The sequence below is a fragment of the Saccharopolyspora antibiotica genome, from assembly GCF_047200635.1.
Lineage (GTDB): Bacteria > Actinomycetota > Actinomycetes > Mycobacteriales > Pseudonocardiaceae > Saccharopolyspora_C.
Map to the genome: position 1 here is coordinate 71,332 of NZ_JBJZOI010000008.1, position 14,894 is coordinate 86,225.

General features: G+C 74.9%; 10 protein-coding genes. 4 read left to right on the forward strand and 6 right to left on the reverse strand.

Translation table 11 applies throughout. From position 1 onward, the window contains the following. Positions 1–50 precede the first annotated feature (50 nt). Positions 51–2,060, reverse strand: coding sequence for a Stk1 family PASTA domain-containing Ser/Thr kinase (gene pknB / locus ACL03H_RS08255; protein WP_412810520.1), 2,010 nt, complete (start codon positions 2,058–2,060; stop codon positions 51–53). A gap of 166 nt (positions 2,061–2,226) precedes the next feature. Here pknB and ACL03H_RS08260 point away from each other — a divergent pair, with 166 nt between their 5' ends. Then, positions 2,227–2,592, forward strand: a complete 366-nt coding sequence (locus ACL03H_RS08260) for an Rv2175c family DNA-binding protein (protein ID WP_412810521.1) — start codon at positions 2,227–2,229, stop codon at positions 2,590–2,592. Between the two features lie 181 nt (positions 2,593–2,773). On the opposite strand, the gene crtI is transcribed toward ACL03H_RS08260, so the two are convergent. From crtI to ACL03H_RS08275, 3 genes are all read right to left on the reverse strand, one after another. Next, a complete protein-coding gene (gene crtI, locus ACL03H_RS08265) occupies positions 2,774–4,234 on the reverse strand; it encodes a phytoene desaturase family protein (RefSeq protein ID WP_412810522.1) in 1,461 nt (486 codons plus the stop codon). Further along, positions 4,234–5,334, reverse strand: coding sequence for a polyprenyl synthetase family protein (locus ACL03H_RS08270; protein WP_412810660.1), 1,101 nt, complete (start codon positions 5,332–5,334; stop codon positions 4,234–4,236). The genes crtI and ACL03H_RS08270 overlap by 1 nt, the downstream gene beginning before the upstream one ends. 98 nt (positions 5,335–5,432) lie before the next feature. Continuing rightward, positions 5,433–6,113, reverse strand: a complete 681-nt coding sequence (locus ACL03H_RS08275) for a DUF3153 domain-containing protein (RefSeq protein WP_412810523.1) — start codon at positions 6,111–6,113, stop codon at positions 5,433–5,435. A gap of 105 nt (positions 6,114–6,218) precedes the next feature. On the opposite strand from ACL03H_RS08275, the gene ACL03H_RS08280 reads away from it, so the two are divergent. After that, positions 6,219–7,898: a DUF885 domain-containing protein gene (locus tag ACL03H_RS08280; protein WP_412810524.1), complete on the forward strand. Its 1,680-nt coding sequence runs from the start codon at positions 6,219–6,221 to the stop codon at positions 7,896–7,898. Positions 7,899–7,986: 88 nt separating this feature from the next. On the opposite strand, the gene ACL03H_RS08285 is transcribed toward ACL03H_RS08280, so the two are convergent. Then, a complete protein-coding gene (locus tag ACL03H_RS08285) occupies positions 7,987–8,562 on the reverse strand; it encodes a GNAT family N-acetyltransferase (protein ID WP_412810525.1) in 576 nt (191 codons plus the stop codon). A gap of 370 nt (positions 8,563–8,932) precedes the next feature. Here ACL03H_RS08285 and ACL03H_RS08290 point away from each other — a divergent pair, with 370 nt between their 5' ends. Both ACL03H_RS08290 and ACL03H_RS08295 read left to right on the forward strand, forming a co-directional pair. Continuing rightward, positions 8,933–9,457 carry an SAV_6107 family HEPN domain-containing protein gene (locus ACL03H_RS08290; RefSeq protein ID WP_412810526.1) on the forward strand — a complete coding sequence of 175 codons (525 nt, stop codon included), beginning with the start codon at positions 8,933–8,935 and terminating at the stop codon, positions 9,455–9,457. After that, on the forward strand, positions 9,454–10,230 hold the full coding sequence (locus ACL03H_RS08295; protein WP_412810527.1) for a maleylpyruvate isomerase N-terminal domain-containing protein: 777 nt from the start codon (positions 9,454–9,456) through the stop codon (positions 10,228–10,230). The genes ACL03H_RS08290 and ACL03H_RS08295 overlap by 4 nt, the downstream gene beginning before the upstream one ends. 15 nt (positions 10,231–10,245) lie before the next feature. Here ACL03H_RS08295 and ACL03H_RS08300 read toward each other — a convergent pair whose 3' ends face one another. Next, a complete protein-coding gene (locus ACL03H_RS08300) occupies positions 10,246–14,826 on the reverse strand; it encodes an ATP-dependent helicase (protein ID WP_412810528.1) in 4,581 nt (1,526 codons plus the stop codon). Between the last annotated feature and the right edge of the window lie 68 nt (positions 14,827–14,894).

Consider the following 14,894-nt stretch of genomic DNA (forward strand, 5'->3'; position numbering starts at 1 on the left):
GATCCGTTGAAGATCATTCGGGAGCGGGTCCGCTCCGGTTCAGCGCCAGGTCAGAGCGCGGTGACCCCGACCTTCGAGCCCGGTTCGACCTTGCTGCCCGCCAGCGGCAGCTGGCCCAGGATCAGCGCGTCCGGCCGCTGGAAGAACGAGTGCACCTCCAGCTCGAGGCCCAGCGCGGCGAGCTCCTGCTCGGCCTCCCGCGCGCTCTTGCCGTTGAGGTCCGGCACCGTCACGGCGTTCGACAGCACCACGCCCACGCGCGGCTTGCCGGAGAGCTTCACCACCGTGCCCGAGGCGGGATCCGTGGTGATGACGTGATCGGCCTCGACGTTCGAGTCGAACTGCCTGCCCGCCTCGTACGGCTCGAATCCGGCGGCGCTGAGCGCGGCGAACGCCTCGTCCTTGCTGGCCCCGGTGACGTCCGGCACCGGAACCGGCGGCGGGCCCTTGCTCACGACGAGCCGCACCGGGGAGCTGATCGCCAGCTCGGTGCCCGGGCCCGGGTCCACGGAGATCACCGCGCCCTCCGGGACCGTCGAGTCGTACTGGTCCGCCGAGGCGTCCCGCTCCGGTCGCAGCGAGGCGCTGCGCAAGGCCTGCTGCGCCTCGTCCACGCTGGTGCCCGCGGCGATGTCCGGCACCTTCGGCCTGCCCAGTGAGACCACCAGCTCGACCGACTGCCCGCTGAGGGTCCGCGCGCCCTGCTTCGGCGAAGAACTGATCACGGTCCCGGCGGGCACCTCGTCGTCGAGCTGCCGGTCGATCTCAGCGGTGAGGCCGGCGCCGCGCAGCACCTGCACGGCCACCTGCTCGGTCTCCCCGGTCACGCGGGGCACCTGGATGTAGCGGCCGTTGCCCATCCACCACGCGGTCCCGCCGATGAGACCCGCGATGACGAGGATCGCCACCGTCCACAGCGCGAACCGCCGCCCGTCCTTCCTGCGCTCCTGCTCGTGCAGCTCGGCGGGGGAGGGGCGCACCGCCGCGATCTCGTGGGTGGTCTCCTCCTCGGCCGGCGGGCGCGGCATCGCGCGGGTGCCCCGCGGGCCGCCGTGGTCGTAGGCCGCCGGATCCGGCAAGGAGGCCTCGGTGATGGGGGCGATCCGCTCGGTGGGCGGCCCGCCCGGGTCGGTGGAGACCAGCTCGGTGCGCTGCTCGGACACCGGGACCGGCACCGGAACCGGGCGCACGCCCAGGTCGGCTGCGATCCGGTCCAGCTCGCGCAGGAAGGCCGCGGCGTCGTCGGGCCGTCCGGCCGGGTCCCGCCGCGTCGCGCGCAGCACGAGGTGGTCCAGCGCGGGCGGCAGCTCCGGAACCAGCTCGCTCGGCGGTGGGACCTCGGAGTTCACGTGCTGGTAGGCCACCGACAGCGCGGTGTCCCCGTTGAACGGCGGCCGCCCGGTCAGCAGTTCGTAGAGCACCACCCCGGCCGAGTACACGTCCGTGCGGGCGTCCGCGTCGCCGGTCGTCACCTGCTCCGGGGAGAGGTAGGCGACGGTGCCGAGGATGACGTTGCCGGTGGTGTTGCCCGCTGAGGCGGTCGCGCGCACCAGCCCGAAGTCGGCGACCCGCACCGACCCGTCCAGCCCGACCAGCACGTTCTCCGGTTTGATGTCGCGGTGCACCATGCCCGCGTGGTGAGCGGCGGCCAGCGCCGAGAGCATCGGCCGCAGCACGCCCACCGCCATCGGCAGCGACAGCGAGCCCTGCTCCAGCAGCACCTCGCGCAGCGTGCAGCCCTCCACGAGCTGCATCACCAGGTAGACCCGGTCCCCGTCGGCCTCCCGGTCGACGCCCTGGTCGTAGACCGCGACCACCGCCGGGTGGTGCAGCCGGGCCGCCGAGCGGGCCTCCAGCTCGAAGCGGTCCACGAACGAGGGGTCCGCGGAGTAGTGCGCGTCCATCACCTTGAGCGCGACCGGCCGGTCCAGCCGGGTGTCCAGCCCGCGGTAGACGACCGACATGCCGCCCCGCGCGATCACCGAGTCCACCCGGTAGCGGCGCTCCAGCATGGCCCCGACGAGCTCCGATCCGCTTCCGGGTCGTGTTCCAGGAGTCATGTGTCCGTCCGCCAGCCGCAGGTGTCCGCTTCCTGCGTCGGATTGTTCCAGCATTGGGCGGGCGCATCGTCGCCCGGGCGGCGCTCCGGGGCCGCGGCCCGGCGCACTCGATGATGACCCTTCCGGGGCGCGCTGCGGTCCGGACCGCTGTGGCATCGTGTACCGGGTGAGTTCTATCCCAGCTGCCCCGGATGTGCTTGCTCCCGACGTGGAGATGACCCCGCTGCCCGATGTCGCCGAGCGGCTCGGGCTGGTGGTCACCCGGGTGCACCAGATGATCCGTGACGGCCACCTGCTCGCCATGCGCCGCGACGGCATCCTCGTCGTCCCGGCCGCGTTCCTCGCCGAGGGCGCGGTGGTGAAGGGGCTCGGTGGCACGATCACCCTGCTCCGCGACAACGGCTACAACGAGGACGAGATCCTCACCTGGCTGTTCACCCCCGACGACACGCTGCCCGGCACGCCCATCGACGCCCTGCGCGGCGATCGCGGTCGCGAGGTCAAGCGGAGGGCGCAGGCGATGGGCTTCTAAACCGCGGACCTCGGCGGCCTCGGCCGCGAGGTGGACGACGACGCACTTCGGATCCGCCCGGTGCCGGGCCGCGACGCAGCGGCCCGGCACCGTCGTGTCCGCGGGTCCCGCGAGCCGTCGCCTGCCGGGCGCCACGCCTCCGGGGGCTCGCCGGGGCGACCGCCCGTTGAGGGGAGCCCCGCTACCCGGTGATCCGCCGGGCGGCGAGCTTCCCGGACAGCAGCACCGGCGGCACGCCGACCCCGGGCGTCGTCCCCGAACCCGCCAGCACCGCGTTCTCCGGATTCCGCAGCAGGTTGCGCGGCCGGAACGGGCCGGTCTGGACGAAGGTGTGCGCGGCGGAGAACGGCGTCCCGGCCGCGTGGCCCTGCGCCGCCCACCCGGCGGGCGTGACCACCCGCTGCACCCGCACCGCATCGGCGAAACCGGTGAACCCGCGGGCCTCCAGCACCGCGAACAGCTCGTCCCGGTAAGCGGGCCCGATCCGCTCCCAGTCGAAGTCCGCCGCGCGCAGGTTCGGGCAGGGCGCGAGCACGTGGTGCAGCTCCGCCCCGGCTGGGGCCAGGGCGGGATCGCTCGCGGTCGGCCTGGTGACCAGCAGCGATGGATCGCTCATCAGCCGGCCGCGCTTGATGATCTCGGTGAAGGTCTCCTCCCAGGCGGAGCCGAAGGAGATGGTGTGGTGCGCGGTTCCCGGCCAGGAGCGCGTCGTGCCCGCGTGCACCACCACCGCCGAGGGAGACCAGCGCAACCGCCGCCGCCCGCCGCCCAGCAGCTCCCGCACCACCGGCAGGTCCGGGGTGAGGACCACCGCGTCCGCCGGGATCCGCTCCCCGGCGGCGTGCACCGCCACCACGCGGCCGGAGCGCTGTTCGAGCCGGTCCACCTCGGCGCCGTAGCGGAAGCGCACCCCGGCGCCTTCCGCGGCGGCGGCCAGCGCGGTGGGCAGCGCGTGCATCCCGCCGCGCGGGAACCACACCCCGCCGACGGTGTCCATGAACGAGATCACCGCGTACAGCGCCAGCGCCCGCCTCGGATCCAGGCCGGCGTAGAGCGCCTGGAACGAGAACACCCGCCGCACCCGCTCGTCGGAGAGGAAGCGAGCGATCGCCGGGCCCAGCCGGCCGAACCCGCCCAGCGCCACCAGCCGCGCCAGCTCGGGACCCACCAGGTCCAGCGGCGAGTCGAAGTTGGCGTCGATGAACCGGCCCATCTCCGCCCGGTGCACCTCGGTGAGCCAGTGCCGCAACCGCCGGTACCCGGCGGCCTCCGCACCCCCGGCGAAGCGGCGCACCTCCTGCTCCATCGCCTCGCCGTCGGTGTGCACGTCCAGCGCCGAACCGTCCGCGAAGCAGGCGCGGTAGGCCGGGTGCAGCGGGATCAGCTCGAGCCGTTCCGCGAGCGAGTCGCCCACCGCCGCCAGCGCCTCGTCCACCAGCTCCGGCATCGTGAGCACCGTCGGGCCGGTGTCGATCCGGTAGCCGTCGAGCTCCAGCAGCCCGGCCCGCCCGCCGGGCCGAACCTCGCGCTCCAGCACGGTGACCTCCCGGCCCGCGCCCGCCAGGTGCAGGGCGCAGGCGAGTCCCGCCAGACCCGCACCGACGATCACGACGTGCTCCGTGCGCCCCGGCACCCGGCGCATCAGCGGGTCCGGTCCGTGAGGGCCACCGCGAGCTCGCGGAGCCGGGTCACCGCGGGCTCGGCCAGCCCGCCCTCCTCCAGCGCTCGCAGCGCCGAGGCCGTCAGGTCCGCGATCCGCCGCTCCACCGCGTCCTGCGCGCCGAGTCGCACCAGCACGGCGCGGGCCTCCTCGATCCGTTCCGGGGACACGCCGGGATCGCCGAGCACCGACCGCAGCCGCACCGCGTCCCGCTCGTCCCCCCGCTCGCGCGCCTCCCGGAGCGCTTCGGCGATGAGCAGCGTCCGCTTGCCCTCCCGCAGGTCGTCCCCGGCGGGCTTGCCGGTGATCTCGGGGTCGCCGAACACGCCGAGCAGGTCGTCGCGCAGCTGGAACGCCACGCCGATGTCGTGGCCGAAGGCCTCCAGCGCGGCCAGCCGCGCCGGGTCCGCCCCCGCGAGCTCGGCGCCGAGCTGCAGCGGCCGCGCCACCGTGTAGGAGGCGGCCTTGAGCTCCGCGACCCGCAGCGCCGCCTCCGGGGTCTCGTCCCCGCGCACCTGGCTGAACACGTCCAGGTACTGCCCGGCCAGCATCTCGGTCCGCATCGCCCGCCACGGCCGCAGTCCGCGGGCGAGCGCGTCGGGCGCCAGCCCGGCGGCGTGCAGCATGTCATCGGCCCAGGCCAGCGCCAGGTCGCCGAGCAGCACCGCCGCGCTCATCCCGAACTGGGAAGCACCGCCGGTCCAACGCTCCTCGTGGTGGGTGCGGGCGAACGCGCGGTGCACCGTCGGGTGACCGCGGCGGGTGTCGGACTCGTCGATCAGGTCGTCGTGCACCAGCGCGCACGCCTGGATCAGCTCCAGCGCGCTCGCGGCCCGCAACGCCGCCTCCGCTTCCGGGCCCTCGGCGGCGCCGCCCGCCGCGCGCCAGCCCCACCAGGCGCAGGTCGGCCGGATGCGCTTGCCGCCGCCGAGCACGAAGCGGCTCAGCTCCCGCACCGCCTCGCCGAACCCGGCGTCGAGCGCGACGCACTCGTCGAGCCGGGTCTCCAGGTGGTCGGCGAGGATGCGCTGCACCCGGCCGGGCAGGTCGGCTTCCACGGTGTCCTCGGGGGTCGTGTCCACGTCGCGGGGGAGGTTCAGCTGCGGTGAGGATTCCTTGATGGGCACCTTCCCATCCTGCGCGACGTCCGCGCCCGGCGACGCACAGGGGGCGCGGGGGCTCAGGAGCGCCCGCTGACCGAGTCCGGGAGATCCCGCTCGTGCGTGCGCTGCGCCAGGAAGCCGACGGCGAGCACGGCGGCCAGCGTGATCACCGCGAGGATCATCGTCCACAGCCAACCCGCCCCGAGCCCGGTTCCGCTGTACTGGAACGTCGCGTTGAGCTCGCTGACCTCGCCCGGTTCCGGTGCCCAGGTGACGACTCCCGAGCTCTCCTTGCCGTTGGTGGTGGTCACCTCGCCCGGGGCGGTGAGCTCCACCTGCACCGAGGAGTCGGTGTCGGCCAGCGGTGTCAGGTCCAGCATCGTGGTGAACTCCACGAGCGATCCCTTCCGCTCCAGGTTCAGGTGGTAGCGGGACTCGACGGGGCTCAGCGAGTCGCCGAGCCGCTGGAGCTCGTCGAACTCGAGATCCCGGAACGTCAGTCGCGAACCGACCCGGCCCTGCTCCGAGTACGGGGCCACCTGCACCCGCTCGGCGAGGTCGTCCGGTGGCCGCAACCGGAACGGCACCTGCCCGTCGGGGGTGTCGGTGGTGAGCAGCAGCTCGCCGGAGGCCTTGTCCTCCTCGGTGAGCGTCATCGAAGCGTCGGCGTGCAGGCATCCGCTGAGCAGTGCGCCGACCATGGCCATGAGCAGCAGCAGGACCACCCGGGAGCGGCCGCGCATCGTGTCACCTCGCACGCCGGTGATGTTCGCAGGAGCCCTCGTTGATCGCCGAACGTCCGAGATCACCGCCGACCACCGAAGGTGGCCGGATCCGCTTCCCAGCGCGATAACCTTCGCCACATGGCATCTGAGAGCAGTGGCGTCCACCAGATCAGCGATCGCTACGTCGACGAACTCGCCGCGCTGGACCCGATCGAGGCGACCGCCCTCGGCCTTCCGGGTGGTGATGAACTGCTGACCGACTACTCGCCCGACGCGCACGGCGCTCGTGCCGAACTGGCCCGCCGCTCGCTGGCGGAGATGACCGCCGCCGAGCCCGCCGACGCGGGCGAGCGCGCCGCGAAGGCGGTGTTCCTGGAGCGCATCGGGCTGGACGTGGAGCTGCACGACGCCGGGGAGGACCTGGCCGCGCTCAACGTCATCGCCAGCCCGGTGCAGAACCTCCGCCAGATCTTCGACCTGATGCCGACCGACACGCCCGAGCAGTGGCGCACGATCGCGCGGCGCCTGGAGCGGATGCCCGAAGCCGTGGCGAACCTGCGCGCCGGGCTCACCGAGGCCGCCGCCCGGGGACGGGTCGCGGCCATCCGCCAGGTCACCCGGGTGGCCGAGCAGTGCGACACCTGGGCGGGCGCCGACGGCCGCCCGTCCTACTTCGCGAACCTCGCCGAGCGCGCCGAGGTCCCCGGGCCGCTGCGCGCGGAGCTGGACGCGGCGGTCGAGTCCGCCGCGGGCTCCTACGCGGAGCTGGCCCGCTTCCTGCGCACCGAGCTCGCGCCGCGGGCCCCCGAGCGCGACGCCGTCGGCGAGCAGCGCTACCGGCTCTGGTCCCGCTACTTCACCGGCGCCGCACTCGACCTGCGCGAGGCCTACGAGTGGGGCTGGGCCGAGTTCGCGGGCATCGAGGCGGAGATGAAGGAGGTCGCCGAACGCATCCGGCCCGGCGCGACGCCCGCCGAGGCCGCCGCCGCGCTCGACGCCGACCCGCGGTACCGGGTGCGCGGCAAGCAGGAGTTGCGGGAGTGGATGCAGCGGCTCTCCGACCAGGCGTTGCGGGACCTGCGCGGCACGCACTTCCACATCCCCGACGAGCTGATGGCCCTGGAGTGCCGCATCGCCCCGCCCGGCGGGGGCGTCGGCGCCTACTACACGGGGCCCACCGACGGCTTCACCCGCCCGGGCCGGATGTGGTGGTCGGTCCCCGAAGGCCGGGAGGAGTTCCCGACCTGGCGCGAGACCACGGTCGTCTACCACGAGGGCGTTCCCGGCCACCACCTGCAGATCGCGACGGCGGTGCACCAGGCCGAGCGGCTGAACAAGTTCCAGCGCCTCGCCTGCGTGGTCTCCGGGCACGCGGAGGGCTGGGCGCTCTACGCGGAGCGGCTGATGCGGGAGCTCGGCTACCTCGGCGACGACGGCGACCTGCTGGGGATGCTCAACGACCAGCTGTTCCGCGCTGCCCGGGTGATCGTCGACATCGGCATGCACCTGGAGCTGGACATCCCGGCGGGCACCGGCTTCCACGAGGGGGAGCGGTGGACGCCGGAGCTGGGCTCGGAGTTCATGCTCACCCGCACCGTCGCGGAGGCCGCGCAGGTGCACGACGAGATCGACCGCTACCTGGGCTGGCCGGGGCAGGCGCCGTCCTACAAGATCGGCGAGCGGTTGTGGCTGGCCGCGCGGGAGGACGCGCGCACCCGCCACGGGGCGGCCTTCGACTCGAAGGACTTCCACCGCCGGGCGCTCGAGCTGGGGTCGATGGGCCTGGACACCCTCCGCGACCAGCTCGCCGAGCTCTGACCGGCCGCCACCCGTCCCGCCCGTCGGGGCGGGTGGCGGAACTCCCCGCCGCCGGGACCGGTGCCGCTCGCCTCCACCGGCCGGGTGATCAGGCCGGGTCGAGGGGGAGGGATCGCCCGAGCACCGCGAAGGGGCGCGGATCGCCGGTGAACTGGTAGTGGCGCAGCACGTCGCCGAACCCCACGCGCCGGTACAGCTTCCACGCGCGGGTCGGGCCCTCGGGCGTGGACAGCAGCACGCTGTGCCCAGGTGCGCCGCGCAGCAACCGCCGCAGGATGGTCTCGCCGAGCCCGCCGCCCTGGCTGTCCGGACGCACGTGCAGCTCGGTGAGCTCGAAGTAGTCGTGCATCCACTGCTCCGCCTCGGCGCGCGGCGCCGCCGTCAGCAGGCCGCGCAGCACCTGCTCGTGCCACCACTGGCCCGGCACGCCCAGGTAGCCGTACCCGATGCCGATCAACTCGTCGGCGTCGTTGAACGCGGCGACGCAGCGCCAGCCCGCGCGCATCATGTGGGCCGACCACATCGGTGCGCGCTGCTGGGCGGTGGAGGCCGGGTAGTTCATCGCGTCCACGTACACCTGGAGCGCCTCGGTGAGGCGGGCCCGGAGCTGGTCGGCGGTCAGCTCGACGATGCGATCGGGGTGCGGTGAGGGCGCGGCTGTCACGAGCCGACCCTAGAGGGTCGGGCAAGCACCGGCGGTGTCCGGTCGTCCCGGCCGTCGGGGCCGCGTCCGCGCTGGTGGCCGCACCACGTGCCGGTTGACTCGAACAGGTGATCTACGCCGTGGGCCTTGAGCTCCCCGGGTGCGCGGTCTACTGTTGGACTCGTCGAACTGAAGTTCGAGACCGCGTGCGCCTGGTTCACCGGGAACGGCGTGGCCCCGGCATCGGTTCGCGCGTCACGTCCGGCTGCGGGGTGGGGGAAGCGCTCCGCGGCCGGGCGGCCGGCTTCCCCCCGGCTCACCACGTCCCACCCCGATCCGGCACCCCCTCGGCGCCCGGACCGGCACCGTCGTGACCGAGCGGAGAACTCCGATGCCACAACCCGCCCACCCGCCCGCACCGCCGTTCATCCCGGCGCAGCGCCGACCCGGCGACCCGCTTCGGCGCAGGCAGTGCGACGCGGCCCCCGAGCGCCCCGGTGACCGGCGCAAGGACGGCGCCGCCTGGACTCCCGTCACCGCACCCGCTCCGCCCGCGGGGGCCCGCAGCCTGCTGGCGCAGGCGAACGCCTGCCTGGACGACGCGCGGGACGCGAGCCGGGCGACCGAGCGCTACGTCTTCGCGCACCTGGCCGCGCTGCGCGCCGCGACGGCGGTGGTGCTGGCGCGCTCCTGGCGTCGCCGCGCGCGGCGCTCCGGGAGCGTCTGGCTCCAGCTCACCGAGGTCGCGCCCGAGCTGCGCGAGTGGGCGGCGCACTTCACCGCGGGCTCGTTGCGGCGGGCCGCGGCGGAGGCGGGCAGCCCCGGCATCACCCCTGGTGAGGCCGAGCTCTGCCTGCGGCACGCCACCGAATTCGTCGCCGTCGTCGACCGCGGCCTGTCCGGAGCCGCCCGGTGACCCCGCACCCGCCCGCGGCGATCGATCCCGGCCGGATGCTCGACCTGATCGGGATCGAGGGGCAGCTGCTCACCGCCGCGACCCACGACGTCCATCCGGACGTCCCGGTCCCGGGGGCGTCGGGCCGGACGGTCGCGGAGGCGATCTGGTTCCTCGGCGGGCAGTGCGAGGACGCGCTGAGCTGGATGGGCGCGTCGGAGCAGGCCGCGAGGGCCTGGGCCGTGCCGGACCCGGTGAGCTTGCGCGGCGTGACCGCGCGGTTCACCGCCCGGCTCGCCGAGCTGCTCGCGGAGTTCGGCACCCGGCCACCCCAGGACGCCTGCCCGACCTGGTGGCCGGAGGAGCACACCGTCCGGTTCTGGATCCGCCGGACGCTGCACGCCACGACCGTGCACCGGGTGGACGTGCAGGCGGCGGCCGGGGTGCGGCGCACCGCCATCGACGCGGACCTGGCGCTGGACGGCATCGACGAGGCGCTGCGGCTGTGGCTCGGCTACCGGCTGCACGCGGTCGGGATCACCTCCACCCGGCCGTGCTCGGTGGGAGTGGCGGTGGGGGACGCGGCCTGGCTGGTGCACGCGGACCTGAACCGCACGTTCGTGCACCGCGCCGAGCCGGAACGAGCGCGATCGGCGGACGCGGTGATCACCGGGGATCCCGAGCCGATGTACCTCTGGCTGTGGGGCAGGCTGCCCGACCGCGAGATCGGCACCGCGGGGGACCAGGACGCCGTCGCCCAGCTCTGGGGTCTGCTCCGCCTGGCCACCCGCTGATCCGGGGGCATCGCCTCACGCGCGGAGGCGGAGGCCCTTGGGCGTGGGCCGGAAGCCCGCGTCGGTGAGGATCTCGGCCATCCGGGAGCCCCAAGCCCCGGAGCCGTCGGCGCGCTGCACCGCCAGCTCTCCCAGCCAGCCCTCGCGCACCGCGCGCGCGAGGCCGTCCGCCGCGTCCCGCAGCGGTTGCTCCTGCTCGGTGAACGAGAGCAGCGACCGGCCACCGCGCTCCACGTAGAGCACGGCCGCGCCGGAGACGAGCACCAGCAGCGCCCCGGCCTTGCGTCCCGGGCGGTGCCGGGTCTCGCCCACCGGGTCGGGCCAGGGCAGCGCCGCGCCGTAGGGCTGGGCGGGATCCGCGGCCGCCAGCACCACCACGGCCCGCCGCTCCGCCTCCTCCGGTCCGGCCGATGCCCGCACCCGATCGATCGCCCCGGGAACCGCGAACTGCGCCGCGCCCAGTCCCTCCACGACGTAGCCGCGGCGGCAGCGCCCGGATTCCTCCATCGCCCGCAGCACCTTGTAGACGGCGGAGAACCCGCCGCTGACCCGCTCCGCCTCCAGCGCTCCCCGGGTGAGCACGCCGTGGCGTTCCAGGAAGGACTCCGCCCGCGCGTGCGCCCTGCGGGTCGGCTCGGCCGCCGGCACCGGCGCCAGCGACCACCGGCCCGAGACGGTCGGTGGACCGCTGCGGCTCGGCATCGACGGACGTCCCGCGCGCAGCCGCGCGTACCGGCCGCGCGGCGCGCTCCGCCGCGCCTTGTGCGCGGCACCCCGACCGGAGACCAGCGCCCGCAGCGGCGCCAGCGTGTCGTTCGTGACCACGCCCGCCCACACCAGGTCCCAGAGCGCCGCGATCACCGCTTCGTCGGCGGGCGCCTCCTCGTCCCGCTCCACTAGCAGCGCCCCGGCCCGGTCGGCCAGCCCCCGGAAGAACTGCGCCCCGCCCTCCAGCGAAGTCCGCACCGCCTGGTGCAGCGGGGTCAGCTCCACCGCCTCCGGGGGGTCCGGCAGCAGCAGGTCGGCCACGTCGGTGGGTGCCAGCGCGATCCACCCGTCGCCCCCGGCCAGCGAACCCGAGCCCACCCAGGAGACCTCGCCGGTGGAGGTCAGCTCGTCCAGCAGCGCCGGGGCGTACCCGGGCAGCCGAGCGGGCAGCACCAGCGACTCCAGCGCGCTCGCCGGCAGCGGAGCCCCGGCCAGCTGCTCGACCACCGAGTACACGTCGTCGACCGTCGGCGCCGCGCGCACCCGCGCCCCCACCCCCTGCCAGGAGGGCAGGAACCGGCCCAGCGCCGCGGGTTCCACCGGCTCCACCTCGGACCGGAGCCGCGCCAGCGAGCCGCGCCGCAACCGCCGCAGCACCTCGGCGTCGCAGTACTCGAGAGCCTGCCCGCCCCCGGCCTCCAGCGGCCGCAGCTCCCCGCGCACCAACCTGCCCGACCCGGCAAGCCGGTCCAGCACGTCGTGCACCACGGCGACACCCAGGCCGAACCGCCGCGCCGCCGCCTCGGCCGGGAACGGACCGCGCGAGCGGGCGAACCGGATCAGCAGCTCGCCCAGCGGATCGGTGACCGGCTCGGTGAACACCTCGGGAACCCCGACCGGCAGCGCGACGCCCAGCGCGTCCCGCACCTTGCCCGCGTCCTCCACCGCGATCCACCGCGGTGTTCCGGCGATCCGGACTTCCAGCACCCGCCGCTGCTCCTGCAGCAGCGCCAGCCACTCCTGCCGGATCCCGCGTTCCCCGGCCTCCGCCGTGGACAGATCACCGAGGAACCGCAACAGGTCCGCCGCCGACTCCGCGTCCTTCGCGTGCCGCTCGGGCACGAGCCGTTGCAGCTGCGCCTCGACCTCGGCGACCACCTCCGGGTCCAGCAGCTCGCGCAGCGCCTCGGAGCCGAGCAGCTCCGCCAGCAGCGTCGAGTCCAGGCTCAACGCCGCCGATCGACGCTCCGCGAGCGGGGCGTCGGTCTCGTACAGGAACATCCCGATGTATCCGAACAGCAGGCTGCGCGCGAACGGCGAGGGCGAGGGCGTCTCCACTTCCACCACCCGCACCCGGCGGGCGGCGATCTGCGACATCAGCTCCGCCAGCCCCGGCACGTCGTAGACGTCCTGCACGCACTCCCGCATCGCCTCCAGCACGATCGGGAACTGCTCGTACTGCGCCGCCACCGCCAGCAGCTGCGCCGAGCGCTGCCGCTGCTGCCACAGCGGGGAGCGCTTCCGCGGGTCCCGCCGGGGCAGCAGCAAGGCCCGCGCGGCGCACTCCCGGAACCGTGCCGCGAACAGCGCTGACCCGCCGACCTCCTCGGTGACCACCCGCTGCACCTCGTCCGCGTCCAGCAGCACGTCCTCCGCGCTCGGCAGCACGTCCGCCCCCGACTCGTCCAGCGCGTCCGCCAGCCGCACCACGATGCCGTCGTCGGAGGACGCCACCTGCGGGTCGATCCCGCGCCGCTCCCGCAACCGGGCGCCGATCGCCAGACCCCACGGCCCGTTCACCTGGGCGCCGAACGGCGAGTGCACCACCATCCGCCAGTCGCCGAGCTCGTCGCGGAAGCGCTCCACCACGATCGTGCGGTCGTCCGGCACGTGCCTGGTGGCCGCCCGCTGCTCCTCCAGGTAGGCCAGCAGGTTGTCCCGCGCCCACTCGTCGAGGCCCGCCGCGGTCATCCGCTGGACCGCGCGCTCCCGGTCGGCGGCCACCAGCTCCCGGACGAACGCGCCCAGCGCCCGGCCCAGCTCGAGCGGCCTTCCCGGCGAATCACCGCGCCAGAACGGCATCCGGGCCGCCTGCCCGGGGGCGGGCACCACGATCACCCGGTCGTGTGTGATGTCCTCGACCCTCCACGACGAGGTCCCGAGCAGGAAGGTGTCGCCCACCCGCGACTCGTAGACCATCTCCTCGTCCAGTTCGCCGACCCGCACCCCGCCGCGCCCTGCCTCCTCGTCGCCCGGCGTCGTCACGGTGAACAGCCCCCGGTCCGGGATCGTGCCGCCCGAGGTCACCGCGAGCCGCTGCGCGCCCGGGCGCGCTCGCAGCTCGTCCTGCACCCGGTCCCACACGATGCGCGCCCGCAGCTCCCCGAACTCCTCGCTCGGGTAGCGGCCCGCCAGCATGTCCAGCACGGCGTACAGCGCGGAGTCCGGCAGCCCGGCGAACGGCGCGGCCCGCCGCACCACCCGCGCCAGCGACTCCAGCGGCCACGGCTCCATCGCGACCATCGCCACGACCTGCTGAGCCAGCACGTCCAGCGGGTTGCGCGGGAAGGACAGCGATTCGATCAGCCCGGCGGCCATCCGCTCGGCGACCACCGCGCAGCCCACCAGGTCGCCCCGGAACTTCGGGAACACGATCCCGCGCGAGACCGCGCCCACCTGGTGCCCGCCGCGGCCGATCCGCTGCGTCCCGGAGGCCACGCTCGGCGGCGTCTCCACCTGCACCACCAGGTCCACCGCGCCCATGTCGATGCCCAGCTCCAGGGAGGAGGTCGCCACCACGCACGGCAGCCGCCCCGACTTGAGCTCTTCCTCGACCAGCGAGCGCTGCTCCTTGGACATCGAGCCGTGGTGCGCCCGCGCGACCGCCACCGCCGCGCCCGAGGTGGTGCCGGATCCGCCGACCGCCTCCGCCGGGAACCGGTCGGGCTCCGCGGTCTCCCCGGCCCGCTCGGCGGCGAGCTCGTTGATGCCCGCGGTGAGCCGCTCCGCGAGCCGCCGCGAGTTCGCGAACACGATCGTCGACCGGTGCGCTCCGATCAGGTCCAGCACCCGCTCCTGCACCGAGGGCCAGATCGACGTCCGCTGCTCGGCGCCCGCCTCCTCCGCGTCCTGGCCCGCCGTCGAGCCCAGCTCGGCCAGGTCGGGCACCGGTACCTCGACGGTGACCCGGACCTGCTTGACCTCCTCCGGCTGCACCGCGCGGACCGGGCGGCCCCCGCCGAGGAAGGTGCTCACCTCCGAGACCGGGCGCACCGTGGCCGACAGCCCGATCCGCTGCGCGGGCTCGGCCAGCAGCTCGTCGAGCCGCTCCAGCGAGAGCGCCAGGTGCGCCCCGCGCTTGGTTCCCGCGACCGCGTGCACCTCGTCCACGATCACCGTCCGCACCCCGCGCAGCGACTCCCGCGCCGCCGAGGTCAGCAGCAGGAACAGCGATTCCGGCGTGGTCACCAGCACGTCCGGGGGGGTGCGGGCGAAGCCGCGCCGCTCCTCGGCCGGGGTGTCCCCGGTGCGCATCCCGACCCGGATCTCCGGCGGCGTCCCGCCGCGGCGCAGCGCGGCCTGGCGGATCCCGGCGAGCGGGGCGCGCAGGTTCCGCTCCACGTCCACCGCCAGCGCCTTCAGCGGGGACACGTACAGCACGCGGCAGCGCCGCTTCGGCTCCTCCGGAGGGCCGGCCGCGCCCAGGTCGTCGAGGGCGGACAGGAACGCGGCGAGCGTCTTGCCGGAGCCGGTCGGCGCCACCACCAGGGCGTGCTCACCCGCCCGGATCGCCTCCCACGCCCCGGCCTGCGCCTGCGTCGGGGCGTGGAAGGCGCTCCGGAACCAGTCCCGGGTGGCGGGGGAGAAGCCGTCCAGCGCGTCGTCCACGACCCCATGCTGGACCACGGCACCGACAGCGCGGCCGGGAACGATTCCCCCGAACAGCCCACCCGTGA

Excerpts from the sequence above, each read along its gene's own strand:
- pknB (WP_412810520.1), bottom strand. The coding sequence starts at position 2,060 with ATGACTCCTGGAACACGACCCGGAAGCGGATCGGAGCTCGTCGGGGCC.
- crtI (WP_412810522.1), bottom strand. The coding sequence starts at position 4,234 with ATGCGCCGGGTGCCGGGGCGCACGGAGCACGTCGTGATCGTCGGTGCG.
- ACL03H_RS08290 (WP_412810526.1), top strand. The coding sequence starts at position 8,933 with ATGCCACAACCCGCCCACCCGCCCGCACCGCCGTTCATCCCGGCGCAG.
- ACL03H_RS08280 (WP_412810524.1), top strand. The coding sequence starts at position 6,219 with ATGGCATCTGAGAGCAGTGGCGTCCACCAGATCAGCGATCGCTACGTC.